Consider the following 24,773-nt stretch of genomic DNA (forward strand, 5'->3'; position numbering starts at 1 on the left):
ATCCAGCCAAAGAACCCAGGATAATGAATCATAATTAATCTCTATAGCTTTGAGTTATCAGCCATCAGCCACCAGTTAACACCCGGAAGCTGAGATGCCTAATAATCAAGGCTTTGGATTCAACTTAACGAATTGACTATGAATTCTGAACAAATCAAAAATTCTCTAAATATTTCGCCAGCGATACGTGTGGGAGTACTGGGTTTTGGCGGACTCGGACAAGCAGCCGCCAAGGTAGTTGCTGGCAAACGAGAAATGATTTTAGTCGCAGCAGCAGATCAAAAAGGCTACGCTTATGCTGCTGAAGGTTTAAATACTGAAAAATCCGTTGCAACCTATCAGTCCCAAGGTTCGGTGGGTTATTTAGAGCCAATTGGTACATTAACAAATCAAAGTATTCAGGATTTAATCGAAATAGCTGAAGTAGATGGGTATTTTTTGGCTTTACCCAACCTACCTAATGACTTTATTCCCAATGTCGCCAAAGAATTTATCAAATCTGGTTGGCGTGGGGTACTAGTAGATGCAATCAAACGCACCACTGCTGTAGAACAACTCCTAGCGATGAAAGAGGAACTGCAAGCCGCCGGGATTACCTACATGACAGGATGCGGTGCTACACCTGGACTATTAACAGCAGCAGCAGCTTTAGCCGCCCAAAGTTATGCCGAAATTCATCAAGTTGAAATTACCTTTGGGGTGGGAATTGCTAACTGGGAAGCTTACCGCGCCACTGTCCGGGAAGACATCGGCCACATGCCTGGTTACACAGTAGAAGCTGCGAGGGCCATGACTGACGCAGAAGTAGAAGCACTATTAGATAAAACTAATGGCGTGCTGACCTTGAAAAATATGGAACACGCTGATGATGTGATGTTAGAAGTAGCCGGGATAGTAGGGCGCGATCGCGTTACAGTTGGTGGTGTAGTCGATACCCGCAATCCCAAAAAGCCTCTCAGCACCAATGTAAAGGTAACAGGACGTACCTTTGAAGGAAAAATTTCTACCCATACATTTACTCTCGGAGATGAAACCAGCATGGCAGCCAATGTCTGCGGCCCTGCTTTCGGCTATCTAAAAGCGGGCAGACAATTGCACCAACGCGGCATCTATGGAATATTCACTGCTGCCGAAATTATGCCGCAATTTGTTAGGTAAATAGGGAATGGGGAATGGGGCATGGGGCATGGGGTAGGGGAGAAATCAATTCAAAATTCAAAATTCAAAATTCAAAATTAAAGAACTTCTGCCTCCTGCCTTCTCTTTCCCAATGCCCAATCCCCAATCCCCAATCCCCAATCCCCAATTCTTATAATGGTATTTTAGTGCTGATAAATCGGAGGTAAGTGCGATCGCTACGGTACACTGGCAGGAACGAGTTGGTAATCAAAGAGATTGGATTTGGCGTGGCTGGCAAACCCGCTACACTTACATTCGCCCTAGCCAAAGTCACCCCAATACAACACCGCTAATTCTGTTACATGGCTTTGGCGCTTCTATTGGTCATTGGCGACATAATTTAGAGGTGTTGAGTAAGTATCACACAGTTTACGCCATAGATATGCTGGGTTTTGGCGCTTCTGAAAAAGCCGCAGCTAATTACAGCATCGAACTCTGGGTTGAGCAGGTTTACGATTTCTGGAAAACATTTATCCGTCAACCAGCAATATTAATAGGCAATTCCAACGGTTCGCTGATTTCGATGGCCGCCGCGGCCAGTCACCCCGATATGGTGCTGGGTATGGTGATGATGAGTTTACCCGACCCGTCATTAGAACAAGAAGCAATTCCTCCTGTGCTGCGCCCACTTGTCACAGCAATTAAAAATGTTGTTGCTTCGCCGTTGATACTTAAACCTGTATTTAACTTCGTGCGCCGTCCTGGGGTGCTGCGTCGCTGGGCACGTCTTGCCTACGCTAACCCAGAGGCGATTACCGATGAACTGATCGAAATTTTAGCAGGGCCTCCCCAAGACCGGGGTTCTGCGAGGGCATTTAGTGCTTTGTTCAAAGCGGCGATCGGAATTAACTTTAGCCCCAGTGTCAAGACAGTATTACCAACCTTAACAATTCCAATGCTTTTAATTTGGGGACAAAAAGATCGGTTTGTGCCGCCAGCCCTAGCTAGCCAATTTGCCCAGTATAACGAGAAATTGGAACTACTAAATCTGGAAGAGGTAGGGCATTGTCCCCATGATGAATGTCCAGAACAAGTTAACCAAGCGATTTTAGATTGGATTGAGAGATGGATGGCGTAGGCGAAGCCCGCCGCAGGCGATCGCCAACCATTGGTTATTCCCTAAATATTATGCAATGGAAGCGATCGCATCAGCAGTACCTAGCCAATCGTTGCTTGGTTAGTGTCAACATCTGTAGCACCATTCACAGAACTCGCTACAGAAACCATTTTGTTGAGAATTTCTTGACTGGGAACTTTACCTTTCAACACTACAGTGCTACCCGTCTGAGCCACCCAAAGGGTATTAACATCGTCGAGTTGGGGATCTTCATCAAATGCCAACGCTACCCGCTTTGCCAAACCACTTTGGTCATATTCTCCGCTTAATCCCAGACGTTCTGGGGGTATTGATTGCGTAGCACTAGCAACATCACTACTAGGAGCTTGCTGTATAGCCTGTGGAGCCGGATTTACTTCTGCATTTTGAGGTTTTTCCATGCCAAACAATCTTTGTAGCCAACCCATAAAAACTTTTCTCCTATTAGAAACCGATCAAATCTGAGTATAAAAGGTTTGCAACAAATGCTGCATCTGCCAACAAAAAGATATACATTCAATCAAATTCTTGCTTGCAGTCGGATTTCTAAACAATTTCTCGATTGGAAATGCAATGAGTGCAGCTCTTAAGTTTACAATAAGAGGTCGCACTGAAAATTTAGTGCGGTAGTAGGTCTAGCGTTGCCCTTAGCTAGTGTCTGCGTTACTCAATTCCTGCTCTAGCCTCTGTTGGCGAAGATGAAACATACCCTTTCAGTTCTCGTAGAAGATGAGGCGGGTGTTCTTTCCCGCATATCTGGTTTATTTGCGCGTCGCGGCTTTAATATTGAAAGCCTTGCTGTTGGCCCTGCTGAACAAGGAGGAGTCTCCCGAATTACAATGGTTGTTCCTGGTGACGATCGCGTGATCGAGCAACTCACTAAGCAACTGTACAAGTTAGTCAATGTCTTAAAAGTCCAGGATATTACCGAAACTCCTTGTGTCGAGCGGGAATTGATGCTTTTGAAGGTGAATGCTAGTACCAGCAATCGCTCAGAAGTGATCGAATTGTCTCAGATTTTCCGGGCGCGAGTCGTGGATGTGGCGGAAGATTCTCTCACTTTAGAAGTAGTGGGAGATCCAGGTAAACTGGTAGCGATCGTCCAAGTATTACAAAAATTTGGTTTGAAAGAAATCGCCCGTACTGGCAAAATTGCCCTAACTCGTGAGTCAGGCGTGAATACTGAGTTACTCAAATCTTTGGAAGCAAAGGTTTAGTTGCAAATTTAAATCAAGACTCAGAAATACTCAAACAGAAGTCATAGTGGCAATTGTTACTATGACTTCTATTTAGGAACTAGCAAAAAACAAATATTCAACTACCCACGAACCGCATAGTTTATAATTTATGTACAACTTTATGTACATTAACTAATGTTGTTTTACAAAATCACATCCCCAACCGATGCGAGAAATGACTTTTTTAAGTTATTAGAGCTAGTAGTAGAAAATCATCAGGTGTATATGATCAACCGTCGTGATGGTGAAAATGTAGCCTTGATTGCTGAATCAGATTTATTGAGTTTACTTGAGACGGTTTATCTTTTGCGATCGCCTGCTAATGCGCGTCGTTTACTGGATGCAATAGAGGAGTCGAAAACAGGTAACATCCAATCTCAAACGCTAGCAGAACTTCAGCAGGAGTTGGGGATTGAGCAAGAAGAAAAAAAAAGCTGAACCTATTGAAATTAAACCAGTTATTGTTAATCGCAGTCCTGGTTTTAGTTCTCAATTTAAAGAAGATTTAGCTTGGTGGTTTAAGCAGGATTTTCAGAAAGCATCGAAAATATTAGATTTGGTTACGGCTGTAATGCAAGACCCGTTTGAGGGGATTGGTAAACCAGAACCATTAAAATATATGGATGCAGATATTTGGTCGCGGCGAATTGATTTAGAACATCGGCTTGTATATCGGGTGGGAAATACTCAGATTGATTTTTTAGCTTGTCGGTATCATTACGAATAAGGGCTGATTAACTACCTTTCAATTTTGGCGATCGCTTCTTCTGGTGACACATTACCATAAATCACAGACATAATACCTGGCAAGTATTCATCCATCATCGTCACGTTGGCGTAAACCACCCGTTGAATAAGTGCAAAACTGAGTCTGTCACCTTCAACATCAATACTAGTTTTGTAACTAATTTCGCCATCGGTAAAATCTAACTCAAAATTGCCGATCATCATGCCAGAATTAGCTCTAGTTAAAAACTCTGCTACAGCCAGCCGCTTATTTTCTGGTGCGTTGACTGGACAAATTGAGTAAAAAACGAATTGATTTTGTTTGCTTCTGGCTCTAGCGTAACAATTCCATTTGCCATTTTCGCCTTGAAACAGTATTTGTAAAGCTGGCTGTCCTGGAAGTTGTACAAAGGGCCAATAATCAGCTTGGAAAAAATTGATTATTTCTTCAAAAATACTACCATCTGTAGAATCTGGGGGCAAAGTTGCCTCTATTTTTTGTGTTACCTCATCTGTGTTAATATCAGCTAATTCTGTCAAAAATTTATCGATTCCTTCCAGCATTTTGGCAGATGCTTTCTGAGTTTTTACAGATAAATTCGCCTCAGTCCAATCTTTAAAAAAGTTGACAATACCTTCAGCAATTCCTTCACCGGAAACGTTTGTTTGAGCAATATTTTCTGGACTAATATAAGACCAAAAAGTACGATAGCCGATTTCGCCTGATTCTTGTTGCTGTTTAACAGATAAACCCAACCAACTTTCAGTGAAGAGGATTTGGTTATCGGGTTGTTCTTGGCTTAAATTCAGGATATATTTTGCAGTTTCATCAATGTTGACGGCGTATTCTGCTAGTAGCGGTAATAAATCAGGTTTCAGGCTGGTTTCGATGGTGATGTCTGGTTCGCTGAGGAATTTTCCAGATGATAGAGGGTTACGCACATCTGGTTTGAGATTGAATAAAGCGGTGGTATCGATGCGTTGGTAGAGTTGTGGGTTGATTTGGAGGGTGAGACGACACGCGATGAGTTCGTTGTTTTGTTTGGTGAGAGATAGGGCGATCGCGCGAACTATGAGGGGGTATTGGGAGGAATCGTGTAGGGTTAAGTCGGTGTTTATTTGGTGATTTTCTGTTTTTGCAGTCATGCAGAGTTAGTCATTTAATAATTTTATTCCTTATTCAACCTTTGAAAATCTGATCCATCAAAGTCTGCAAAAAGCTGAGGCATAATTTTTCTAAAGTTTCTTTCTTCAGTTGTAATCGGAGCATCAGAGTTAACATCTTCAGACCCAGCAATAGCTAGATGCCAATACCAAAAACCACGTGATTTCAGTAACAGTTCCAAATATCCCTCAAAATCTACACCTAGCGGTCTCATTTTTTCGCCCCGATAATAATAATAGACTTCTGGGTTATCTGATCCATTTAAATAAAGCGCTGCACAAGCATTACCAATGAAAAAATCTATGGGATGTAAAGGCTTACAAGGATCATTTTCATCAAAATAAATAATATTTTTCCAATCCTTAAATACTTCCTGAACAGGCAACAAATCAATATATCCAGCCGCTAATCCTCCTCCAGCAATTTCTACTTGCTCCGCTCTTTCCCAGAAAATATTAATACCATTTGCCTTGCTATAAAAATCAATCATCGCTGGAGTCAGCTTGAACTTTATTTGGGCTGCATTTAGTTCTTCCTTCGTTGCCGGAGGATTAAATTCGCAACTGTCAATGTCGATATTAATAGCTTGGTTATTTCTCAGATAATCTACCATTAAATGAAATTTATGTACGATATTTTGGTTTTTCATTTTATTTCTATTTTTTCCCTGACAGTTCTAGTTCTTCTCCAATCTCACTAACTTTCTGTTTCTTAGTAGATGAAGCTTCTAAGTTTTTACTATCAGTAGAAGATGATGGTTCTACTTCTTCTTCCATCTCACCGCGTTTTCGTTTTTTAGTAGATGAAACTTCTACTTTTGTAGCATCAAATAATGGGTCTTTTATTCCGTCTTTATCACTAAATTCATCCTTATTAATTTCATTTTTTGTATCCTTTCTCTTCTCTCCTAATTCCGAATGAATAGTTGTTTTGATAGCACCTTTAAAGGATTTTTTCCCATCAACATCAAGTTTAGCTGCTTCACAAACTAAATCAGCATTAATGACTCCATTTGCCAGATCAACCTTCTCATTAGCAACTTCAACTTTGTAATAAACCCAATAGCCCTGACTATTAACCCAATCCTTAACTATACTTTCAACTTGTCGTACATGTTTATTGTTTGCATCAGCAGTTATAGGATAAAGATTTTGTGCGCTTCCTGGGCCACCAAGGTTATCATTTAACAAGTGGCCTTTTATATATTTTTCGTGATTACCTGAACGAGGATTAGTTTGTAACTTCTTCATTAGCAGATTTAGTGCGCCCCCAAGTGGAGGACTTCCTTGTGGATGATTTGGACCTAGCTTGGTAGCTTCCATCTTTTTTCCAACCAAGTATTTGCTATCAATATTACCTGTTTCAAAAGTAACCTCTTGCTTAAATTTGTTACTATGGGTTGTATCTCCTTCGTTAAGTATTAGATCGGAGCCAGAGAGATCAATGATTGCTTTGGGATTAACTTCCATGATTACGCTAGCCGAGGGCGTGCCTATTTTTTCCCACTCAAGCTTCTTAAGTCCAAAATCTTTTTGAATAGCAGGAAAATGTTGTTCGACTTGTTTTGTACTCTCAGATTTGGCAATAATTCCCTGCATTTTTTTTCGAGCTGCTTCTAAATCCTTCTTTTTCATATTATGAGTTCGTTGATCTTGTGATGTATTGTCTTTACTATTTTGATCTTTCTTTCCTTTCTGTTTATCTTTACCAAACCCAAACTTATCTTTGACTTTATTGCCAAACTTGTCAAACTTATCCTTAACGGATTTTTGCTTATTCTCAACCCATTTCTGACCAGCTTCTTTCTTATCCTCAACCCACTGCTTACCGGCTTGATATTTTTCCTTCGCCGAATCTTTCAGTTCTCCAGCCTTCTTACCAAACTTGCTATTCTTAACCTTGTTCCCAACTTTCTTAAACGCCTTCGCGCCTTTATCAATTACCCAATCAACTGCTTTTTCCATCGGTTTCCGCAACTTCTGGAATATTGCCTGAATCTTGCCGGCAATTCCATCTAAGCCCAAAAGACTTGCTAGGAAACTGATAACTACAGGTAAAGATTTTGCTAGGGCATTTTCAACACCCTTGATTGCTTGATCGATCGCACCACTAGCGATCGCACCAATTGCATCCAGTATCGCATTAATTAAATCGGCAATCTGCTGGGCGCGTTCAATAAAGAATTTGACAATTTCATAAATCGCCTTAGCAGCTTTGATAAATGCTGAAGCCGGAGTCAACAAGCTGAGAATCCACTCAATCCCGGCTGTAATCACTTTTTCAATAATAAAGTTCTTGATGGGTTCAATCACCAAAGCGTTGAGGTCGCCCATCTTCTCTTGGACAAACTCCCACATCCCAGCCACACCCTGACTAGCTAAGACTTGAAATACATCAACAGTTTGTTCCAACCGACTGACCTTTTCTTCACCCAATCGTTTCACAGCTTGGGCGCGAATTGCTTCATACGTGAAGCCCAAAAGCTGCATCGCTAGACTAAAGATCCCTTTGAGGTCGAAGTTTTCTGGCATTTCAATACCAGTTTCTGCCATTGTGCCTGTCAGCCAGCCGATTAATCCTTGCTGGAGGTGCTTCCCGATATTATTCATGAAGTTGAGGAAGCCTTGCTTCAGTGCCTGGATCAAATTAGTCAAGAAACTAATCGGATCTTTGAGGATTTGCCCAACTACGCCAGCAACTCGCGCTAGCACTTGCAAAAGCATTTTGGTCAGTTCAATTATCGTCTTGATGACTCCCACGATGAAGTCGAAAGCTTTTTGAATAAAACCTTTATTTGCTGCCTTCATCTCTTCAATGCGGGCATCAACAGCTTCCAAGTTTTCTTTGTATTTCTGCGCTAGGGTGTCAATTAGCTCATCTTGCTTATCGTTAACACTTTGTTGCAATTCTTCAAATTTGCTGTCAATGTCTGCGGCAGCTTGTTGACCAACTCCTTTTAAGTCTTGCGGCAGTTGATGAACATAATTCTGAATCTCCTGTTTCCCACTAGCAATTTCTGCTTTGGCTTGGGTCAGTCCTTTACTGATAATGGCGACAACTTTGTTAATCACACCATCCATCTGATTAATGTAAAGCTGCCGTCCCTCTTGATAAAAAGCGTTCACCTCTGAGGGCATACCAAACAATTTGTCTTTCAGCCATTTTGCTGGCCCCCAAAAGCCACTGTAGCGATCGCTCTTATAATCGTCCATCCGCTTGCCAACGTAATCCTCGAAGGCTTTTTTGGCGTCAGCAGCACCAGCATCAAAGGCTTGTATAACTTGAGTGTCTAGTTCGTTGAGGGTTTTCTCAACTTTGCTTTTGGTCTTGTCATAAATCTTATTAATATCACCAGCAACTTTTGCCCGTGCTTGCTCATCCTTGCTCTTGGCTCCAATCTGCTGCTCCCCTACCTGACCTAGGTTTTGAGTACGGATACCGTGCATTGCTTGGAGATGCTGCTGGGCTGTAGCTTCTGCCGTAGCTTGAGCGGTTGCGAGTATGCCTTGCTCTTGTTGGCGATATTGTGGCGGCGCTTCTTGGGCATTGGTTTGAGCATCTTTCTTGGCTGCAAGTGCGCCTTGAAACTCCGGTTCATTGGAGTTTGCCAATTGCTCCTCGGTAATATCCGCCTCTTTCATCTGCTGGTCAAGTTTTTTACTGTCATTTTGCAGTGGTGCCTCGACTTCAGCTTGTCCTTTAGATTTGGGTGCGGCTTTATCTGCATCAACACCTGTTGGCGGTGTCCCTGGCTCATTCTTGGGCAGTGGTGTTACTTGTTTAGCCTCAATCCCACTGGCATCAGGTTTTTCTTTAGTTTTTTCTTCTAATTGACCCTGAGAGCTTTTCTGTTCTTCTTTAACCTGACCGCTCAAATCGCTTTTAACAGAGTCCAGTTTATTGTTATTTTTAAAGTTGTCCGCCTCTTCCAAGTTCTTGGGAGCCATATCAGCAATGCGCTGCATCAATTTGGCTTTGAAGGCGGCAGCATCAAATCCTGGTGTTGGGGCTTGTTGCATCTCCCCAACTTGATTGGCTTGCGCTTTGCTGTCTACTTCATTACCTGGGGGTTGGGCTGCCGCTTGGGCTTCTTGGGCTTTGCTATTAGCAGGTGGGTGTTTTTTCTCAAGTCCTGCAACCTCTCTTGTTATGCCAGCTACCGCTTGAAATGCTGGGTCATTTTCAGGGGAAGTAGGAGCCTTTTTACCATCAGCTGCATCAAGTAATTTTACTGTGGTGCTAGCTACATTTGCTCTTGGTAATCCGGCGATCGCTTTCCCTGCGTTTCCTCCAAGTAAATCTGCGTTTACCTTACCTACATCTGCTCCTTTGTTTTGAGCTTGCTGTTGAGAATCGACCTTTTCTGTATTAACTTTGGTATCTTTTGACTCAAGCTCTTTTGGTTGATTTCCCCCAACCTCAACCTGTTTCTGAGTTACTGCTGCACCAACCTTTTTTGTTGGAGGTGGGTCTGTTGCCGCGTTTCCACCATTATCTGGGGGTATAGGCATAGCTTGATGTTTTTCTGTTGTAGGCTGATTTTGTTGTTCGCCGTTTTCCGTATCAGTTTTTGACTCTAATTTTTTTTGGTTATCTTCGTCACTTGGTTTTTGAAAATTCTCTCGCAGTTGGATAGCTAGCCCATGCCCCGCAGAGGTTGTCGGCACTTTTGTCTGGAGTTTATTTTCTTTTGGTGATACATGAAGAGATTTCGGCTGCACTGCACTGCCATTCTGCTGGACAACGTGCGTCAACTCATGGGCCAGTAATTCCTTGCCTGCATCACTTCCAGGAGAGTATTCGCCTTGACGGAAGAACACATCCTGCCCTGTGGTAAAAGCACGAGCTTGTATAGATTCATTTAAACGATTAGATTGAGCATCAGTATGAACCCGGACGCTACCAAAATCAGCCCCAAATGCTTGCTCCATTGGGTGCTTGATATCATCTGCAAGCGGCTGCCCATTGCCACGTGCTTGTTGGATTGAAGTTTCTAGCTCAGATGTTGCGGCTGTCCTTCCTCCACCCTGACGCTGCACCAAAGGAGTAATAGAATCCGCCAGGGATTTCATTTGTAATTGGTCTTCTTCCTCTGGTAATGCCTCCCGTCGGATAGATTGCACAGGTTCGCTCATCCTCTGCATCACCAATTGGGCGACACTATCAGCCTCCTGCTCATAAATGTCTCCAGGCTCGTTAACTGTCAGTTTTGTTTGTGGACGCCGCAGTGATATTCGACTAATGTCATGTCCAAGCGGTTTGCTTGGGGATTTTACCTCATTCATTATCTGGGATGAAGTACCAAGCGGCTTCATTTGCAATTCTTCTTCTGGTAGTTCCTCCCGTTGCAGCGAGGGAGTTTCTCCCCAAGATTTCATTTGTACTTCTTCTAGCAGTTCCTCGCGCTGAATACTGCCCTCTGGTTTCATTTGCAATTCTTCTTCATCAGATAATTCTTCTCGCTGAAGTTTCTCACTCTGTGGCTGATGAATTTTTTGCATCACCTGACGTGCTGTTTGGTCAGCTTCCTGTTCGTACTTATCTCCAGGCTCCCCAATCGTCAGTTTTCCTTGAATTGGTGTTGATGTATTTGGTCTTCTGACTGGAATATTGGCAAAGTTATGACCAAATCGAGTTGCTTTTTCCAGCCGAGAATTCAAAGATCGATCCATCTTGGCTTGCAATACAGTCAGCCGTTCTTGTCCCTCTGGCGTAATCGTCCGATGCTTGGCTTGTAATTCCAATCCACTTACTTCCATCTTTTCTTCAGCTTCATTCTCTACATCCGTTTGTGTCACGGGCGTAAAAGATGCTTTTTGAGTTTGGCCACCAAATGGTCTATACGCCAATTGAGGAGTTTGTTCTGGCGCTTGAAAATTAGAAAAGCTGGATGAGGGACTTTTGAGGGATTTCATCGGTTTTGATTGCAACTATTGACGATTCAATTTGTCAAGGTGATTAGTTTTGATTATCATTTACCCAAAATTGCAATTATCAAGATAATTTTAGAACGCTAATCAATTAGAAATAATTAAGATGTGTTGCTCCTGGAGATAAGTACTGGCTTGTAAAGAGTCTCATATCGGATAAAAGAGAACACGCAGCCGTGTTCCCCTAGTCACGAGGAAAAGTATCCTTAAATCTGCCTTTTGATATTAGTACTTTCTTAAGTTGACAATGTTTTTATGCAAAACTGACTCCTAGTGTATAAGTAAAATCAGGATTAGAATTGCTACCAGAGAAATTTTAAATTAGATGATGAAAATATCACCTTCTTCAAGATGTTACAATTAATACTACAATCAAGAGAATCATTACTGAAGTTGAGACTAGTTCTCGGTGCGAAACTGCTGAACAAATCAGATATAAAAATTTGTTAATAATCACTAGTTGGTACATATAACCAAGCCAGTTTTAACTATATTATCTTGCTAAATTTTATAGGATGATTAAAAATCATCCTCAAACTTAATTGATAGTAATAATTTCAAGCAAAACCGTGATTACTTATTTTATTTTTGAGAGTATCTCGGCTAATAATAGTTAAATTATGAGCGATAACTTCCCAGGCAACCCAATCGAAAAATCGATCATATATAGCCGTTATAAACACCTCTAAAGCTTCAGTAAAAGTGTTCAGAGGCTTGTTAGCCCACCTTAGCCTTAAGAGAGCATCCCAGCAAACATAAGGAAGAAACTCGCGAATAATCTGGGTTTTTTCCCTCTTTTTGCTTGCTTTGGGATGCTCCCTATGGCGATATTTTTTGTCATGTTACTATTAAGTCTGAACCTTATATGTTTACCCATAGCTAAGACCGTGAAAAAAGTGATGAAAGGGCTAATTTTTTATATAATAGTACCAGTATTAATCTCAGCAATCATAGGATTGCTTTGGGCAATAATTTATCTACTGTATAGCCAAAATATTCAAGTAACTCTCAAGTTATTTTTCTACTCATTTTTAGGAGGATTGCTTGGTGGAATAGTTGGTGCTTTTATTGGTCATTTAGTTGGTTGGAGGGTATCTGAAAAAGCACCAGGTTCTATCTTTATTGGCTCTGAAGGCTTCGCCTGGTTCTTTTGGATTTTAATTTTCTGGATTATAGGCATTATTTTAGGAGCTGTTTTGGGAGGATTGATTTTCATCAGATTTTATTCATAATCCATTCTGGATAAGTACGTGTTTATAGATCCTATTCGTGCGTATTTCTTTTATTTTTTGTCGAATTCCGATCGTTACTGTTATGTGTTTAACTAGAAACTTTTACGGTTCATAATACTATACATATATAAATGAAAACTCAAACTGTCATAGCAATCGTAACGATTCCAACAGTTATTTTAGGAATACTTGGAGTGATTTGGGCAATATTTTATTTCAGATATACCCAAAATATTCAAGCAAGTTTTGAATTGTTTTTCTATTTCTTTTGTGCTGGTTTGATTGCTGGAATAGTTGGTCTATTTATTGGTCTTTTATTTCAGTTGATAATTTATTAAAATACCAGGTTTACAACGGACATTATTAGAAGGTTCTTTGAGAGAGAGTACGCTAGTAGTAGTTATTTTTTCATGCCCAAATAGCAATAGTAAATAGACATCTTGCAAAAGTAGCTTTTGCTTTCCGGTTGGAGAAAGGTTAAAGGTTACTGGGTTTGGTAAAATTCCATACCTTTACCCTTTAACCCTTCCCCTTTTCCCCACAAATGCCAAGAAGTCTAAAGTCGAAATCGGAATCGTCCCCTGGTTGAACTGTGGCAATCTGGGCTGAAGGATTAATGTTTGAGCCTGATGATAAGCAACCTAATCCTTCAGGACTGGCAAGTGTATTGTTTGTACTTTATCCAGTATTTTTCCGCTCATAGAAAAGTGAAGTTGTCACTATCAAGTGTGAGACCCACTACCCCCTGCACAATACCGATGATTTCATCTTGCTCTGCTCCGAGTTTGTCTAAGAATATTCGTGTGTTACTTCCAACAACTTGCAAGCGGTAATCCTGTGAAAAGCCGTTGAGTTCAATTCGGTCTTGGCTAGAGTTGAAGTCAGTAATAAAAGCCAAGTCTCCAAAACCAGGATTCGTAGTATTGTTATCGTCATAGAAAACATTTTCAGCGTCCCCCAGGATAAATCTATCTGCCCCGGCCCCGCCAGTCAAGTTATCAATTTCCCCTAATCCAGGTGGAAGCGGACTACCAGGAAAAGTACCGATGAGGATATCATTTCCAGATCCCCCATTGAGAATATCATTGCCCGGCCCGCCTTGTAGGCTATCATTGCCGTCCTCACCATTGAGAATATCGTCGCCATTACTACCGTCTAGCGTATCATCGCCTACTCTTGCATTTAGAGTGTTATTAGAAGTATTACCAAAAAGAAAATTGTTAAGACTGTTACCTATCCCGGTAAGGTTGCCACCTTCTCTCAGTCTCAGATTCTCCAGATTGGCTCCTAATGTGTAGCTTACAGAAGACCGGACGGTATCTATGCCTGAATTCGCAGCCTCTGTAATGATATCAAGAGTAGTGTCAACAAAGTAACTATCGTCACCTGCACCACCTTTTAAAGTATCATTTCCTATACCACCATTCAGTGTGTCATCGCCATTATTACCGGATAATTGATTATTTTGGTTATCGCCAACAATGTTGTCATTTGCATTTGTGCCGATGACATTATCAAAGTTAACTGCGGTAAATGACAATGTTCCCAAACCAGGAACGTTATTAGCAGACAAACTTCGGCTTTGCAGGTTAACGGCGATAGATACCCCAGCTAAAGATTGGGATGCATCGATGGTGTTGTTGGCAACATTAGCATTAGCAATCACCCTTTCTACTTTAAAGAGTAGGTCTTGTCCCAATCCTCCAGCTTTTTGAATGGTTCCAACACCTGATAAGGTAATGGTTTGACCTAGTTGACTATAGTCTGCGGTATCAATGCCATCTCCGCCATCAATGTTGTCGTTACCCCGACTGCCTTTGAAGGTATCACTGCCTGCACCACCTTTTAGAGTGTCGTTTCCTGTACCCCCATCAAGTGTATCATTGCCATCTCCGCCGCTAAGACTGTCATTCGCCGTGCCACCTGCGAGGGAATCGTTACCAGCCAAGCCATTCAAAATATCGTTACCGGAGGCAGTATTGGCGTTACCACCACTAGCCCAACCAACTATGGTGTCATTTCCCGAACTCCCATTTATCGTGTCAGGATTTGTAGTACCGAAAACCATATTATCTCTCCTAAATTTCTCACTAAATATCTAAGTTCAGCATCAATCAAAGAACTATTTATCAGTTCAATGTAGATTACTTGTCATTTGCGTAATCTCATGTTAAAAAACATTAACTATTTAGTTAGGAACTTCTCAAGAAAAAATATCCAACTACTTACTGTGGGCTGACCTGAAAAGCCAGTCCTTAGCTGCAAGCGAAACGCCTACTCTACAAAATTAGATAATTTGTTTCCTGACAATCCATTACTTGATTACGCAAATGATTAAGTAATTAGGTCAAATATTTTGGTTGTTTCCAACTTTTTGAACCCATGCTGTAACTATTTAATTATCATGAAGTACAAGGTTACATAAAGTTCTTTACAAAATCTTAAAAATACTTAATCAAGATAATTTATAATACATTAATATGTGTTTTTAAACCTAAAATTAAAGATTTTTGAAAATCTACTGGTTTATATTGGTTAATGTTGTCAGCTTTGTAGTTTTATGAGCTTTGTCATTAAGTTAGGTTTCAATATCATTTTTTTTGTTAAAGAACTATTATGTTTAATTACGAAAAATTTCTATTAAAACAATATTTTTTTGAATTGATAAGTTAAACTAATATATATCCAGAATAATTTTTATCTTTAACAACACTTGAGCTTTACAAAAATTTTATCTGCTTTTTGGAAATTAGCGATCGCTGCGGTTTTTGGTAGTTGGACTCTTGAAAATTTGAATGTGGATTTAGACCCTAACCAAATTGTACTTATATTTTCTTCCCCAGTACCCAGAGGAGACTTCTATTCGTTCCGCTGCTAAAATTTTGGATAGTCTCTAGTCTATAGAAATGCTCCGATATCGTAAGCAAACAATATTTATTATTATTTCTGTACTCATCGTTGTACCGATGGGATTTTTGTTTAAGTATTATAATGGTCCTGCTCATCACTGGTTTAATGACTACGGAGCAGCTGTATTTTACGAAATATTTTGGTGTCTGTTCGCATTTTGGTTTTTCAGAAGTCGGGCGGCAGTAATCCAAATTCCTATATGGGTTTTTGTCATCACCTGTATACTAGAATTCTTGCAACTTTGGCATCCGCCACTATTAGAGCAAATGCGCGCCACCTTGATAGGTAAATTGTTACTTGGTACGACTTTTGTTTGGTGGGATTTTCCTCATTATGTATTGGGTTCTGTTTTGGGCTGGTTATGGCTGCGACAATTACACAAAATAAGTTATGCAAAAAAAAGTCAAGGTGAAACCTAATTCAAAGCAGCAAAAAATTGAAGAACAACCTGATGGTAGTCTGATTGTTTATTTAAAATCGCCTCCAGTTGATGGTAAGGCTAATGAAGAGTTAATTAAACTACTAGCAGATAAATTTGATGTACCCAAGTCTCATATCAGAATTAAGTCAGGTTTCTCCTCTCGGCAAAAGCTGATGGAAATCGATCCGAATACCTAACTGCTGCTTAATAATATCTTTTGTGAAGACTTTGCTGCTTTCTGAATGCGAGCTACATTCCACCCAGGACATTCTCTACTAGAGATCAGAAACGAGAGATAGTAAATTGCTCTCATCTAATTTTTATGCCTCTGTAATACTGATATACCTTGGTTGAGTTTTGACTCTTTCTATCCAAGCTTGGATAGCAGGATATTGCGTTAAATCAAATCCACCTTCATCAGCTACATGAGTATAGGCGAACAAAGCGATATCAGCAATCGAATAACGTTCTCCGACAAAAAAATCTTGAGAAGTTAAGTGTTTATCCATCAAGTTAAGTGCTGCATAGCCTGGTTCGCGTTTTTGTTTGATAGCTTCACTATATTCTTCAGTTTTACCTAAAATAGAAATCCAAAATCTTGATGTAGCAATAAAAGGCTCATGGCTATATTGTTCAAAACATAACCATTGCAGCACCTGCGCTCGTAAAAAACGGTCATAAGGTAAAAACTCTGTACCTTCACTCAGATAAACTAATATAGCATTTGATTCTGCCAAATATTTCCCTGGCTCGATTTCCAGAACAGGTATCTTACCGTTAGGATTTTTACTTAAAAATTCTGGGGTTCGAGTCTCGCCTTTCAAGATGTTAAGCTCTATCCTCTCAAAAGGCATACCTAGTTGTGTCAATAAAAGACGTATCTTATAACCATGACCAGAAGGTAAAAAATCGTACAGATGCAGTAGTTCCATGTTAAAATACAGTTAGAAATGTGTTGAGAAGTGAAGGTTCAAAATACAATATCTTACCAAAAGATTTTCCCAAAACCGGATAATTTTTTTGTATTTAGTATCTGAACGTACTACAGGAAATTATTCGAGAAAATAAAAAAAATATTATTTATTTATAGTTTGAGATGTTTAATTTAGTTAATGGTCGAAAAGAAAACTATGTGTGGAAGATTTACTCTAAACTATTCGGCAGCAGGATTGTCTGAAGTTTTCCATGTCGAGTCAGTTCCCGATTTGGCAGCGGAATATAACATTGCGCCTACGCAAATGGTGGCGACAGTGTTACAAAATCCCGACAACAAAAAGCGAGAATTTAAGCAGTTGCATTGGGGATTAATTCCGTCATGGGCGAAAGATGCAGGAATGGGGGCAAAGCTGATTAATGCTAGGGCAGAAACTGTTGCTGAAAAACCTGCTTTTCGTTCGGCTTTTAAGTACAGACGCTGTTTAGTGCTAGCTGATGGCTTTTATGAGTGGCAACGCCAACAAGGTAAGAAGCAGCCATTTTATTTTCGTCTCCAAGATGGGCAACCCTTCGGTTTTGCAGGTTTGTGGGAAAGATGGCGAACGCCTGCTAACGAAGAAATAATTTCTTGTACAATTTTGACTACGGCAGCTAACGAATTACTCCAACCCATCCACGAGCGGATGCCAGTAATTCTGGAGCCACAAGATTACGATTTATGGCTAGATTCCCAAGTGGAAACGCCGCAAACTCTACAGCAGCTATTGCGTCCTTATCCAGCGCCAGCAATGATTGCATATCCAGTTAGCACCTTGGTAAACAACTCTCGACATAATACTTCAGAATGTATCGTACCCCTCAGTGAGAAGAACGCCCCCGCAAATCAGTTAAATTAACTATTGAGTGAACTAGGGGATTGGGGAAATGAGAGAGATGAGGGGCGAGAGAATAGGGGGACAAGGGGACAAGGGGACAAGGGGGAATTATTGAACAAGTTTCTCCTAAGTCTGCCTGCTCTACCTTGTCTCTTCTCCATGCCCCATACCCAATCCCCAATGCCCAATACCCAGAGAGAAATATGCCAAGAACACAAAAAAACGATAATTTTATTGACAAATCCTTTACTGTGATGGCGGATATCATTTTGAAGATCCTGCCAACTAACAAAAAAGCTAAAGAAGCGTTTGTTTATTATCGAGATGGGATGTCAGCCCAAGCGGAAGGGGAATATGCTGAGGCATTGGAATACTATGAAGAAGCTCTAACACTAGAGGAAGATACCAACGATCGCGGCTATATACTCTACAATATGGGGCTAATCTATGCCAGCAATGGCGACCACAACAAGGCTTTAGAACTATATCACAAGGCAATTGAGTTGAATCCACGTATGCCCCAAGCCTTGAACAACATCGCTGTAATTTATCACTACCAAGGCGAAAAAGAAAAAGAAGCTGGAGATGACGAGGCTGGCGAAGCACTTTTTGACCAAGCAGCAGACTATTGGATTCGTGCTATTCGCATGGCTCCCAATAACTACATCGAAGCTCAAAACTGGCTCAAAACCACCGGGCGATCGCAAATTGACGTATTCTTTTAGTTATTAGTCATTAGTTCTTTGTCATTTGCTAGGGACTAATGACCAATGATTAATGACCAATGACCAATGACAATTTATGATTGACCAAGAACAAGTTCACAAAGTAGCCAATCTTGCTCGTTTAGAATTGACTCCAGAAGAAGAGGAACAATTCACTTCCCAGTTGGGAAGTATTCTGGACTATATCGAACAATTGAATGAACTTGATGTCAATAATGTGCTGCCAACAACACGCGCAATTGATGTCAGCAACATCACACGAGAGGATGAATTGCAACCCTATCCTGACCGGGAAAGTATTCTCAACAGTGCGCCCGAACAGGAAGGCGAATTTTTCAAAGTACCAAAAATCCTCAATGCTGAATAGTCAAAGAACTTGGAATTTTAGATTTGCAATTTTAGATTGATGATAGCGTAGCGTAAAGCCTTCTCTTCTGCCAAAAGGAGACGCTATGCGTAACTTAACTTATACAAAATGGTACGAGAGGCTTGTCTGCGACACTTGCAGGAGTACGCCAACAGCATAGCAACTTTTAGAGATGCTATCGCGTAGCTTGCTTCTTTGTAGGAGTACGCTTAGAGCAAGTCTTAACAGCTTATACTTAGATTTGTTTCAAGCACAAGTGGCAAGGAAGCAAAACATATTTATTCTATGTTAAATATTTGTTTACATTATTAGCAAATATTAAAATACTTGCTCGTACTGCCAAAGTATGTTGTATGTCTAAATCTGTAATCACCGTTACCGTCAAATTGTTCGCTGCTTATCAAGAAGCCTTTAGGGTTTCGGAATTAGTGCTGGAATTTCCTAATAGTATGCCAGTCAAAGCAGTATGCGATCGCCTGATAGCTGAACACCCTGAACTCGCACAATGGCGCGATATAACCCGTTTTGGAATTAATTTGATATTTGTCGAACCAGATACCCTACTACAAGATGGAGATGAGGTTGTGTTGATTCCACCAGTCAGCGGCGGTTAGGAAAACAGTTAGGAGTTATGGATGTGGTTGTATGGTTTTGTACATCCAGAATCATGATATGACTCATGACTAATCCTTGGGATAATCAGGCAGTGTCGTCACTTCAAACCAATATTCCACAAGCATCTGAATATCTCGTTTCAGTTGAGCAAAATTGATTGGTTTAACGATGTAGCTGTTGACACCATATTGATAACATACTTCAATATCTTTGGGATTATTAGAGGTAGTAAACACCACCACCGGAATCATCTTCAAGTTATCATCATGTTTAATCCGGCGTAACACTTCTCGTCCATCGGTTCCGGGTAGGTTCAAGTCAAGCACAATCAAGCCAGGACGGGGCGCACTTTTGCGCTCCACATAGCTACCAGTGCGATAAAGAAACGCCAAGGCTTCTTCTCCATTCACACACCTCTGAATAGCCATCGCAATGGTAGAACGCCCTAGAAATCTTTGCAGTGCCTCAAAGTCTTCATTGCTATCCTCGACAATTAAAAGTAGTGGCTTTTCCAGGATCGGGGAGGTTGAAATTTGAGTCATGTATTTGCCTCTGCCGACAGGGTAAAGTAAAACATACTACCTTCAGTGGGTGTAGATTCCACCCAAATTCTACCACCATGACGTTCCACAATTTTGCGGGCAATGGTTAACCCTACGCCAGTCCCCCCGCCAAAGTCATCCCGTCCATGTAAGCGACGGAAGATTTGAAAGATTTTGTCGAGATGTTCTTGGAGGATGCCAATACCGTTATCACGAACGTAGAAAGTTACAGAATTAGAAGCAACTTTGCTTTCCCCATTGCCTTCAATAAAACCTATTTCGACCCATTTCTTAGGTTTATCATTGTACTTAATAGCGTTGCTAATCAGGTTGCTGAACAGTTCATTGATCTGAGCGCGATCGCCTTGAACGCTCTTCAGGGGTTGAGGAATGCGAAACTCAACTTCGCTCTGCGGTCGAGAAATGGTCAAAATGGCGATCACTTGGGGCACTAACTCATTCAGATTCACTGATTCCCTGATCAATTCGGCGCGTCCCAACCGCGAGAAATGGAGGAGAGAATTGATCAGGTCTTCCATTCGCTGCGTCAGCCGCACCAAGGTTTGCAGTTTGGCAATTCCATCATTATCTAGTACATCTGCATAGTCTTCCATTAAGAAGTTAGCGTAGTTGTGAATGCCTCGCAGCGGTTCTTTCAGGTCATGGGAAGCAACGTAGGCAAAAGAATCAAGTTCTTCGTTACTCCGTTGTAATTCAAAATTCATCGATGCCAGTTTGTCTGCCTGCCGTAACACAACGCCCACAATCAGGCTTCGCAGTTCAGTAACCACCTCAATTTCACAGGGTTTCCAAGGTAGGGCAGTTCCTTGCACCGTTTCTTGCCATAATTCAAAGGATTTGCGAGGAGACATTCTTAAACTGCCATCTGAGAAAACTTCCACAGGTTTGTTGGGGTTGCCGCCCCAATTCACCGTTTGAATCACCTCTGGACGAAACCAGAGAATATAATTGTGGTGAACTTTGGAAATTTCCAGAGCTAACACGCTACTAGCGATCGCTTTAAAGAAGGAGGCAGCAGGGTAATTTTTCATAAGCGATCGCGTCTCAAACAAGTTATGATGCAGTTGAGGTTTAATCCAATCAAGTAAGGCGTGAACCTCTAACTGCGATGGCGTTTTACCCACTTGAATATACTGGTCGCCATTACATATCACCGCTCCTGTGGCGCTGACCAGATTGAGTAATTGAGATTTCATTTGCACCATGCCATCCAGGAAATACTCAGCCTGAGACAAGCCTTCGACAAATTGAGTTTGTAATAACTTTAATTGACTTTTGTAATCAATATCTTCACTTGCTTCTTTATTTGCCAGTTCCACAGACATTACCTGTCCAATGAACTCGCAGATGGTGCGGATATTGTAAGAAATATATTTGGGTGACGAATGGTGACAGGCAATCAATCCCCAAAGCTTTTGCTCGTGCATCAGAGAAATAGACATAGAGGCAGTCACGCCCATATTTTGCAGGTACTCTAGATGAATTGGAGAAACACTCCGCAATATAGATAAACTGAGATCGAGCGGTTGATTTGTCAAGGGATTGTTCGCTGGAATTAAGGTGACAGGCTGGTAGCTAGCATCTGGAATTAGCCGCAGCCAGTTTAAGGTGTATAGCTGTCGGGCTTGCTTGGGAATGTCAGAGGGCGGATAGTGTAAATCCAAATAGGGCGTTTCCTGATTGGTGTCTTCAGCGATGACCCTGCCTGCTCCTTCGCGATCGAATCGGTAGACCATAACGCGATCGAACCCAGCGATTCGCCGAACTTCTGTCACCACAATTTGGCACATTTCTAACAACGTTGGTGCTTTCTGGATGCGGGTAATGGTTCCTCTTACTTGTTGATAAAAGTCAAAAAAGCCTGTTTTTTCCTTCGCTTTTTTCGGCTCCAATTCCAGAAGAATAATAGTATCTAAACGATGGACAATCCCATCAAAATGAATTGATTTATTTTGATGTTTGTTGATGATTATATTTAGGGGATTAACGCTCTCAAAATCCTCTGCCAGACATTGTTGAATTAGTTTAATTTGCTTGACATTGAGTAAATCTGATAGCGACTTGCCCAGCAAATCATCAGGTTGACGACCAATAACTTGCTGAGTATTACTGCTCACCTGAACGATTTCCAGGGTAGGATCTTGCAAAACCAGTAAAACCCCGTGAGGCTGGATCAAACTGGGAATGTGGATCGGTTCGCGATCGCAGTTTGTCAAATCAATAATCTCATCAGTCATTCTCTGTTTATCCAACTCTTCATTAGAACTCTGGCTTCCAGGAGGCAGAAACTCTTTATATCTAAGATTTTGAGTCCTGTATTTTGTATCTCACTTAAAAAGCAAACTCTTGTATTCACACTAGCCTAGACTCAAACTAGACTCTTTGGCATCTACTCTTGGCTTAATGTTTCAATCAACAAATCTACCTGCTGTTGTCGCTGCTGCAAAAAACCTTCGCACTGACGCAAATACTCTACAGCAGTTGCAAATTGGTCAAACACAGCTTCCAATTCCAATTCACCCGCCTCAATGCGAGTAATAATTCCCTCGATTTCAGCAACCTTCGCCTCATAATTCCAACCTTCCTCAGAACTAGAAGCACCTTTACGTTTAACCATTAATCTCTCTGCGTCCTCTGCGTCTGTGCGGTTCGTTCACTTCCATAACCTTCACTTTAACTTCACCCTGCCCCAACTGAATCACTAACTCTTGCCCCACTTCCAACTCCGCCGCCGAACGAGCGATCGCCCCATCTTCCCTTCTCACCACCGCATAACCACGCTGTAACACTGCTTTCGGGTCAAGACTAGCCAACTTCTGCCGCAATAATTCTAAATGCTGCGTTGCTTGCTGCGATCGCCCCGTGGTAATTTGCACCAAATGCTGACGCTTCCAAGCTAGCTTGTCCACCTCCTGCTGCACTTGTCGATCTAACCGCAAACGTCGCAACCGATTTCGTAATACTTGCAATTGATCCTCAGCATTTTCCCTAAAGTCATGTACCACCTCATGTAAAGCGACAACTCGCTGCCGATGCTCAGTATACAACTCTGAAAGTGCTGGTACAACCATTTCCGCTGCCGCAGTCGGTGTATGCACACATACATCTGCAACTAAATCTGCTAAAGATTCATCTCGTTGATGCCCGATCCCAGTAATTACCGGAATAGAACAACTAGCAAGCGATCGCACCACTCGTTCATCATTAAAGCAAGCCAATTCTTCCACCGCACCACCACCCCGCGATAAAATTAGCACTTCGGCGCGTCCATCTTTTTCCACCCGCTCAATTGCTTTGACGATAGATTCTGGTGCTTGCTCTCCTTGTACAATCGCGGGAGAAAATAAAACGTGTAAACCTGGATACCTTTGCTTCAAGGTTTTTTGAATATCGCCCCAAGCAGCAGCCGTTGGTGAAGTGACAACAGCGATCGTTTGGGGATGAATGGGGAGCGATCGCTTTCTTTGCGCGTCGAATAACCCCTCAGCCAGCAAGCGATTTTTGAGTTGTTGATAGCGCAGTGCTTGTAAACCAACACCAGCAGGTAAAGTCTGCCAAACTGATAACTGATACTCTCCCCGTTGTGGATAGACGCGAATGCTACCCAAAATGATTATCTGTTCGCCAGGAATAGGCATTTGGGCGAGTTTTGGCAATTGGCTATTCCATACTACACACTTAATACCGGCGGTGCGATCGGGATCTTGCAACGTGAAAAATAAACCGCTGCGATGGTTGTTAGCACTGGAAACTTCGCCAGTTACCCAAACTTGCCGCAATTGTTCATCTTGCTCTAACAGCAAACGGATATAGTCAGTTAAACCAGATACTGAAAGCGCTGTATCGAGAATCAGAGAGTCGGGAAGGTCGAAAGTCATCAAAGATATACGAAAGCAAAAGCCTAATCAATTTTAGCAAATAACATTAATTGATAGCTATTTTGTTGAATAATCAAACTGAAAATATCTCAAAAATCTATTAAATTTAAATTAATCACTAAATAGAGTTTAAAACGATAATGGAAAAAATAGAACTTGAATTAGACAGACTCACCTTTGAACGAGCAAAAACTCTGGCAATAGTCAATCAACTTTATCAGAATTGATTAGTCACGTAATTGAACGTTTAGCAGAAGTTCAGGATAAAAACGATCCTTTAATGGGATTATATGCTGATGTTCCAGAAATTGTTGATGAAATTGTTGCTGAAGCGATGAAAAAAAGAGGATACACTGGAACAGATGAATGAAGTAGAAAAGTCTCTACTTGATACGGATATTCTTTCAAAAATTATTAAACGAGTAAATACTCGTATTATTTTCAAAGCCAATAGTTACTTAAACCAGTTTGATAAATATACAATTTCTACAATTTCTGCAATTACGGTCATGGAAATTGTAGAAGGTTGGCAAAAACGTAAGCAATAAAAACGTCTTCAGCAATTTTTAACTATCGTGAGTTCACAGGAGATATTATCCTTTGATTTGACAGAAGCAGTATTAGCAGGAAAAATCTACGCTGACTTGGAGACAACCGGAAAAAGAATTGGTTATCCCGATTGTATGATTGCTGCAATTGCCATTAGTCATAATCTAACTTTAGTTACGGGTAATTTATCTGATTATCAAAGGATTCAGGATTTAAATTATTCACTAATACCAATTTTTTATAAAGCTGCATAGAATTCGATCCCCCCTAGCCCCCCTTATAAAGGGAGGAACCAGAAAAACATATCAAAGTCCCCCTTTTTAAGGGGGATTTAGGGGGATCTAGATATGTGTAACTTCACATTAAAT

General features: G+C 41.1%; 26 protein-coding genes. 16 read left to right on the top strand and 10 right to left on the bottom strand.

The genetic code is table 11. The features are described 5' to 3' along the window. Positions 1 to 138: 138 nt before the first annotated feature. Positions 139 to 1,158 (top strand): saccharopine dehydrogenase-like oxidoreductase, encoded by a 1,020-nt coding sequence (locus tag RMY32_RS01170; protein WP_322684543.1) that lies wholly within the window; start codon positions 139 to 141, stop codon positions 1,156 to 1,158. 193 nt (positions 1,159 to 1,351) lie between these two features. Continuing rightward, positions 1,352 to 2,257, top strand: a complete 906-nt coding sequence (locus tag RMY32_RS01175; RefSeq protein WP_322713954.1) for an alpha/beta fold hydrolase — start codon at positions 1,352 to 1,354, stop codon at positions 2,255 to 2,257. Positions 2,258 to 2,337: 80 nt separating this feature from the next. Here the strand turns inward: RMY32_RS01175 and RMY32_RS01180 are convergent, their stop codons facing one another. Beyond that, on the bottom strand, positions 2,338 to 2,703 hold the full coding sequence (locus tag RMY32_RS01180) for a BON domain-containing protein (RefSeq protein ID WP_322713932.1): 366 nt from the start codon (positions 2,701 to 2,703) through the stop codon (positions 2,338 to 2,340). Positions 2,704 to 2,973: 270 nt separating this feature from the next. Here RMY32_RS01180 and ilvN point away from each other — a divergent pair, with 270 nt between their 5' ends. From ilvN to RMY32_RS01195, 3 genes are all read left to right on the top strand, one after another. After that, positions 2,974 to 3,492 (top strand): acetolactate synthase small subunit, encoded by a 519-nt coding sequence (gene ilvN, locus RMY32_RS01185; RefSeq protein ID WP_322670465.1) that lies wholly within the window; start codon positions 2,974 to 2,976, stop codon positions 3,490 to 3,492. A 156-nt stretch (positions 3,493 to 3,648) separates the two neighbouring features. After that, on the top strand, positions 3,649 to 3,951 hold the full coding sequence (locus tag RMY32_RS01190) for a type II toxin-antitoxin system Phd/YefM family antitoxin (RefSeq protein ID WP_322713933.1): 303 nt from the start codon (positions 3,649 to 3,651) through the stop codon (positions 3,949 to 3,951). Continuing rightward, positions 3,926 to 4,240, top strand: a complete 315-nt coding sequence (locus tag RMY32_RS01195) for a Txe/YoeB family addiction module toxin (protein ID WP_322645488.1) — start codon at positions 3,926 to 3,928, stop codon at positions 4,238 to 4,240. Before RMY32_RS01190 ends, RMY32_RS01195 begins: the two co-directional genes overlap by 26 nt. An 11-nt stretch (positions 4,241 to 4,251) precedes the next feature. On the opposite strand, the gene RMY32_RS01200 is transcribed toward RMY32_RS01195, so the two are convergent. Genes RMY32_RS01200 through RMY32_RS01210 form a run of 3 tightly spaced genes read right to left on the bottom strand, consistent with a single transcriptional unit; the run spans position 4,252 to position 11,319 of the window. Further along, positions 4,252 to 5,385, bottom strand: coding sequence for a YbjN domain-containing protein (locus RMY32_RS01200; RefSeq protein WP_322713934.1), 1,134 nt, complete (start codon positions 5,383 to 5,385; stop codon positions 4,252 to 4,254). Positions 5,386 to 5,408: 23 nt separating this feature from the next. Further along, a complete protein-coding gene (locus RMY32_RS01205) occupies positions 5,409 to 6,053 on the bottom strand; it encodes an SMI1/KNR4 family protein (RefSeq protein WP_322713935.1) in 645 nt (214 codons plus the stop codon). Positions 6,054 to 6,060: 7 nt separating this feature from the next. Beyond that, on the bottom strand, positions 6,061 to 11,319 hold the full coding sequence (locus RMY32_RS01210) for a DUF4157 domain-containing protein (RefSeq protein WP_322713936.1): 5,259 nt from the start codon (positions 11,317 to 11,319) through the stop codon (positions 6,061 to 6,063). 836 nt (positions 11,320 to 12,155) lie between these two features. Between RMY32_RS01210 and RMY32_RS01215 the strand changes: the two genes are divergently transcribed. Together RMY32_RS01215 and RMY32_RS01220 are read left to right on the top strand one after the other, a co-directional pair. Further along, the gene (locus RMY32_RS01215; RefSeq protein WP_409882160.1) at positions 12,156 to 12,566 is read left to right on the top strand and encodes a hypothetical protein; all 411 of its coding nucleotides are present in this window, start codon (positions 12,156 to 12,158) and stop codon (positions 12,564 to 12,566) included. 131 nt (positions 12,567 to 12,697) lie between these two features. Then, entirely contained in the window at positions 12,698 to 12,904 is a 207-nt protein-coding gene (locus RMY32_RS01220; protein WP_322713938.1) for a hypothetical protein, read from the top strand. A gap of 359 nt (positions 12,905 to 13,263) precedes the next feature. Here the strand turns inward: RMY32_RS01220 and RMY32_RS01225 are convergent, their stop codons facing one another. Further along, the gene (locus RMY32_RS01225) at positions 13,264 to 14,634 is read right to left on the bottom strand and encodes a calcium-binding protein (RefSeq protein ID WP_322713939.1); all 1,371 of its coding nucleotides are present in this window, start codon (positions 14,632 to 14,634) and stop codon (positions 13,264 to 13,266) included. A gap of 838 nt (positions 14,635 to 15,472) precedes the next feature. On the opposite strand from RMY32_RS01225, the gene RMY32_RS01230 reads away from it, so the two are divergent. Both RMY32_RS01230 and RMY32_RS01235 read left to right on the top strand, forming a co-directional pair. Beyond that, complete coding sequence (locus RMY32_RS01230; protein ID WP_322713940.1) at positions 15,473 to 15,895, top strand: DUF2809 domain-containing protein; 423 nt, start codon at positions 15,473 to 15,475, stop codon at positions 15,893 to 15,895. Next, the gene (locus tag RMY32_RS01235; protein WP_322713941.1) at positions 15,867 to 16,094 is read left to right on the top strand and encodes a DUF167 domain-containing protein; all 228 of its coding nucleotides are present in this window, start codon (positions 15,867 to 15,869) and stop codon (positions 16,092 to 16,094) included. The genes RMY32_RS01230 and RMY32_RS01235 overlap by 29 nt, the downstream gene beginning before the upstream one ends. A 123-nt stretch (positions 16,095 to 16,217) precedes the next feature. Here the strand turns inward: RMY32_RS01235 and RMY32_RS01240 are convergent, their stop codons facing one another. Then, the gene (locus RMY32_RS01240; RefSeq protein ID WP_322713942.1) at positions 16,218 to 16,829 is read right to left on the bottom strand and encodes a glutathione S-transferase family protein; all 612 of its coding nucleotides are present in this window, start codon (positions 16,827 to 16,829) and stop codon (positions 16,218 to 16,220) included. Between the two features lie 198 nt (positions 16,830 to 17,027). On the opposite strand from RMY32_RS01240, the gene RMY32_RS01245 reads away from it, so the two are divergent. The 4 genes from RMY32_RS01245 (at position 17,028) to RMY32_RS01260 (ending at position 19,414) form a co-directional block, all read left to right on the top strand. After that, the gene (locus RMY32_RS01245; RefSeq protein ID WP_322713943.1) at positions 17,028 to 17,729 is read left to right on the top strand and encodes an SOS response-associated peptidase; all 702 of its coding nucleotides are present in this window, start codon (positions 17,028 to 17,030) and stop codon (positions 17,727 to 17,729) included. Between the two features lie 182 nt (positions 17,730 to 17,911). Continuing rightward, positions 17,912 to 18,433 (top strand): photosystem I assembly protein Ycf3, encoded by a 522-nt coding sequence (locus RMY32_RS01250; protein WP_322713944.1) that lies wholly within the window; start codon positions 17,912 to 17,914, stop codon positions 18,431 to 18,433. 76 nt (positions 18,434 to 18,509) lie between these two features. Then, positions 18,510 to 18,800: an Asp-tRNA(Asn)/Glu-tRNA(Gln) amidotransferase subunit GatC gene (gene gatC / locus RMY32_RS01255; protein ID WP_322713945.1), complete on the top strand. Its 291-nt coding sequence runs from the start codon at positions 18,510 to 18,512 to the stop codon at positions 18,798 to 18,800. Positions 18,801 to 19,153: 353 nt separating this feature from the next. Further along, positions 19,154 to 19,414 carry a MoaD/ThiS family protein gene (locus RMY32_RS01260; RefSeq protein WP_322692185.1) on the top strand — a complete coding sequence of 87 codons (261 nt, stop codon included), beginning with the start codon at positions 19,154 to 19,156 and terminating at the stop codon, positions 19,412 to 19,414. Between the two features lie 69 nt (positions 19,415 to 19,483). Here RMY32_RS01260 and RMY32_RS01265 read toward each other — a convergent pair whose 3' ends face one another. The 4 genes from RMY32_RS01265 to xseA form a co-directional block, all read right to left on the bottom strand. Next, positions 19,484 to 19,957: a response regulator gene (locus RMY32_RS01265; protein ID WP_322713946.1), complete on the bottom strand. Its 474-nt coding sequence runs from the start codon at positions 19,955 to 19,957 to the stop codon at positions 19,484 to 19,486. Further along, positions 19,954 to 22,215: an ATP-binding protein gene (locus tag RMY32_RS01270; protein ID WP_322713947.1), complete on the bottom strand. Its 2,262-nt coding sequence runs from the start codon at positions 22,213 to 22,215 to the stop codon at positions 19,954 to 19,956. The genes RMY32_RS01265 and RMY32_RS01270 overlap by 4 nt, the downstream gene beginning before the upstream one ends. A gap of 152 nt (positions 22,216 to 22,367) precedes the next feature. Beyond that, entirely contained in the window at positions 22,368 to 22,595 is a 228-nt protein-coding gene (xseB, locus tag RMY32_RS01275; protein WP_099102361.1) for an exodeoxyribonuclease VII small subunit, read from the bottom strand. Beyond that, positions 22,588 to 23,856: an exodeoxyribonuclease VII large subunit gene (gene xseA / locus RMY32_RS01280; protein ID WP_322713948.1), complete on the bottom strand. Its 1,269-nt coding sequence runs from the start codon at positions 23,854 to 23,856 to the stop codon at positions 22,588 to 22,590. Before xseA ends, xseB begins: the two co-directional genes overlap by 8 nt. 223 nt (positions 23,857 to 24,079) lie before the next feature. Between xseA and RMY32_RS01285 the strand changes: the two genes are divergently transcribed. Genes RMY32_RS01285 through RMY32_RS01295 form a run of 3 tightly spaced genes read left to right on the top strand, consistent with a single transcriptional unit; the run spans position 24,080 to position 24,659 of the window. After that, positions 24,080 to 24,226: a hypothetical protein gene (locus tag RMY32_RS01285; protein ID WP_322713949.1), complete on the top strand. Its 147-nt coding sequence runs from the start codon at positions 24,080 to 24,082 to the stop codon at positions 24,224 to 24,226. Beyond that, entirely contained in the window at positions 24,219 to 24,404 is a 186-nt protein-coding gene (locus tag RMY32_RS01290) for a hypothetical protein (protein ID WP_322713950.1), read from the top strand. The genes RMY32_RS01285 and RMY32_RS01290 overlap by 8 nt, the downstream gene beginning before the upstream one ends. Positions 24,405 to 24,431: 27 nt before the next feature. Then, positions 24,432 to 24,659 (top strand): PIN domain-containing protein, encoded by a 228-nt coding sequence (locus tag RMY32_RS01295; RefSeq protein ID WP_322713951.1) that lies wholly within the window; start codon positions 24,432 to 24,434, stop codon positions 24,657 to 24,659. Positions 24,660 to 24,773 lie beyond the last annotated feature (114 nt).

The sequence above is a fragment of the Nostoc sp. ChiSLP03a genome, from assembly GCF_034531215.2.
GTDB lineage: Bacteria > Cyanobacteriota > Cyanobacteriia > Cyanobacteriales > Nostocaceae > Nostoc.

Coding starts and splice junctions, on each gene's coding strand:
- RMY32_RS01205 (WP_322713935.1), bottom strand. CDS start 6,053: ATGAAAAACCAAAATATCGTACATAAATTTCATTTAATGGTAGATTAT.
- RMY32_RS01265 (WP_322713946.1), bottom strand. CDS start 19,957: ATGACTCAAATTTCAACCTCCCCGATCCTGGAAAAGCCACTACTTTTA.
- ilvN (WP_322670465.1), top strand. CDS start 2,974: ATGAAACATACCCTTTCAGTTCTCGTAGAAGATGAGGCGGGTGTTCTT.
- RMY32_RS01210 (WP_322713936.1), bottom strand. CDS start 11,319: ATGAAATCCCTCAAAAGTCCCTCATCCAGCTTTTCTAATTTTCAAGCG.
- RMY32_RS01170 (WP_322684543.1), top strand. CDS start 139: ATGAATTCTGAACAAATCAAAAATTCTCTAAATATTTCGCCAGCGATA.
- RMY32_RS01250 (WP_322713944.1), top strand. CDS start 17,912: ATGCCAAGAACACAAAAAAACGATAATTTTATTGACAAATCCTTTACT.
- gatC (WP_322713945.1), top strand. CDS start 18,510: ATGATTGACCAAGAACAAGTTCACAAAGTAGCCAATCTTGCTCGTTTA.
- RMY32_RS01200 (WP_322713934.1), bottom strand. CDS start 5,385: ATGACTGCAAAAACAGAAAATCACCAAATAAACACCGACTTAACCCTA.
- RMY32_RS01190 (WP_322713933.1), top strand. CDS start 3,649: ATGTTGTTTTACAAAATCACATCCCCAACCGATGCGAGAAATGACTTT.
- RMY32_RS01240 (WP_322713942.1), bottom strand. CDS start 16,829: ATGGAACTACTGCATCTGTACGATTTTTTACCTTCTGGTCATGGTTAT.
- xseB (WP_099102361.1), bottom strand. CDS start 22,595: ATGGTTAAACGTAAAGGTGCTTCTAGTTCTGAGGAAGGTTGGAATTAT.
- RMY32_RS01180 (WP_322713932.1), bottom strand. CDS start 2,703: ATGGGTTGGCTACAAAGATTGTTTGGCATGGAAAAACCTCAAAATGCA.
- RMY32_RS01270 (WP_322713947.1), bottom strand. CDS start 22,215: ATGACTGATGAGATTATTGATTTGACAAACTGCGATCGCGAACCGATC.
- RMY32_RS01260 (WP_322692185.1), top strand. CDS start 19,154: ATGTCTAAATCTGTAATCACCGTTACCGTCAAATTGTTCGCTGCTTAT.
- RMY32_RS01215 (WP_409882160.1), top strand. CDS start 12,156: ATGGCGATATTTTTTGTCATGTTACTATTAAGTCTGAACCTTATATGT.
- RMY32_RS01245 (WP_322713943.1), top strand. CDS start 17,028: ATGTGTGGAAGATTTACTCTAAACTATTCGGCAGCAGGATTGTCTGAA.
- xseA (WP_322713948.1), bottom strand. CDS start 23,856: ATGACTTTCGACCTTCCCGACTCTCTGATTCTCGATACAGCGCTTTCA.
- RMY32_RS01225 (WP_322713939.1), bottom strand. CDS start 14,634: ATGGTTTTCGGTACTACAAATCCTGACACGATAAATGGGAGTTCGGGA.
- RMY32_RS01235 (WP_322713941.1), top strand. CDS start 15,867: ATGCAAAAAAAAGTCAAGGTGAAACCTAATTCAAAGCAGCAAAAAATT.
- RMY32_RS01230 (WP_322713940.1), top strand. CDS start 15,473: ATGCTCCGATATCGTAAGCAAACAATATTTATTATTATTTCTGTACTC.
- RMY32_RS01290 (WP_322713950.1), top strand. CDS start 24,219: ATGAATGAAGTAGAAAAGTCTCTACTTGATACGGATATTCTTTCAAAA.
- RMY32_RS01220 (WP_322713938.1), top strand. CDS start 12,698: ATGAAAACTCAAACTGTCATAGCAATCGTAACGATTCCAACAGTTATT.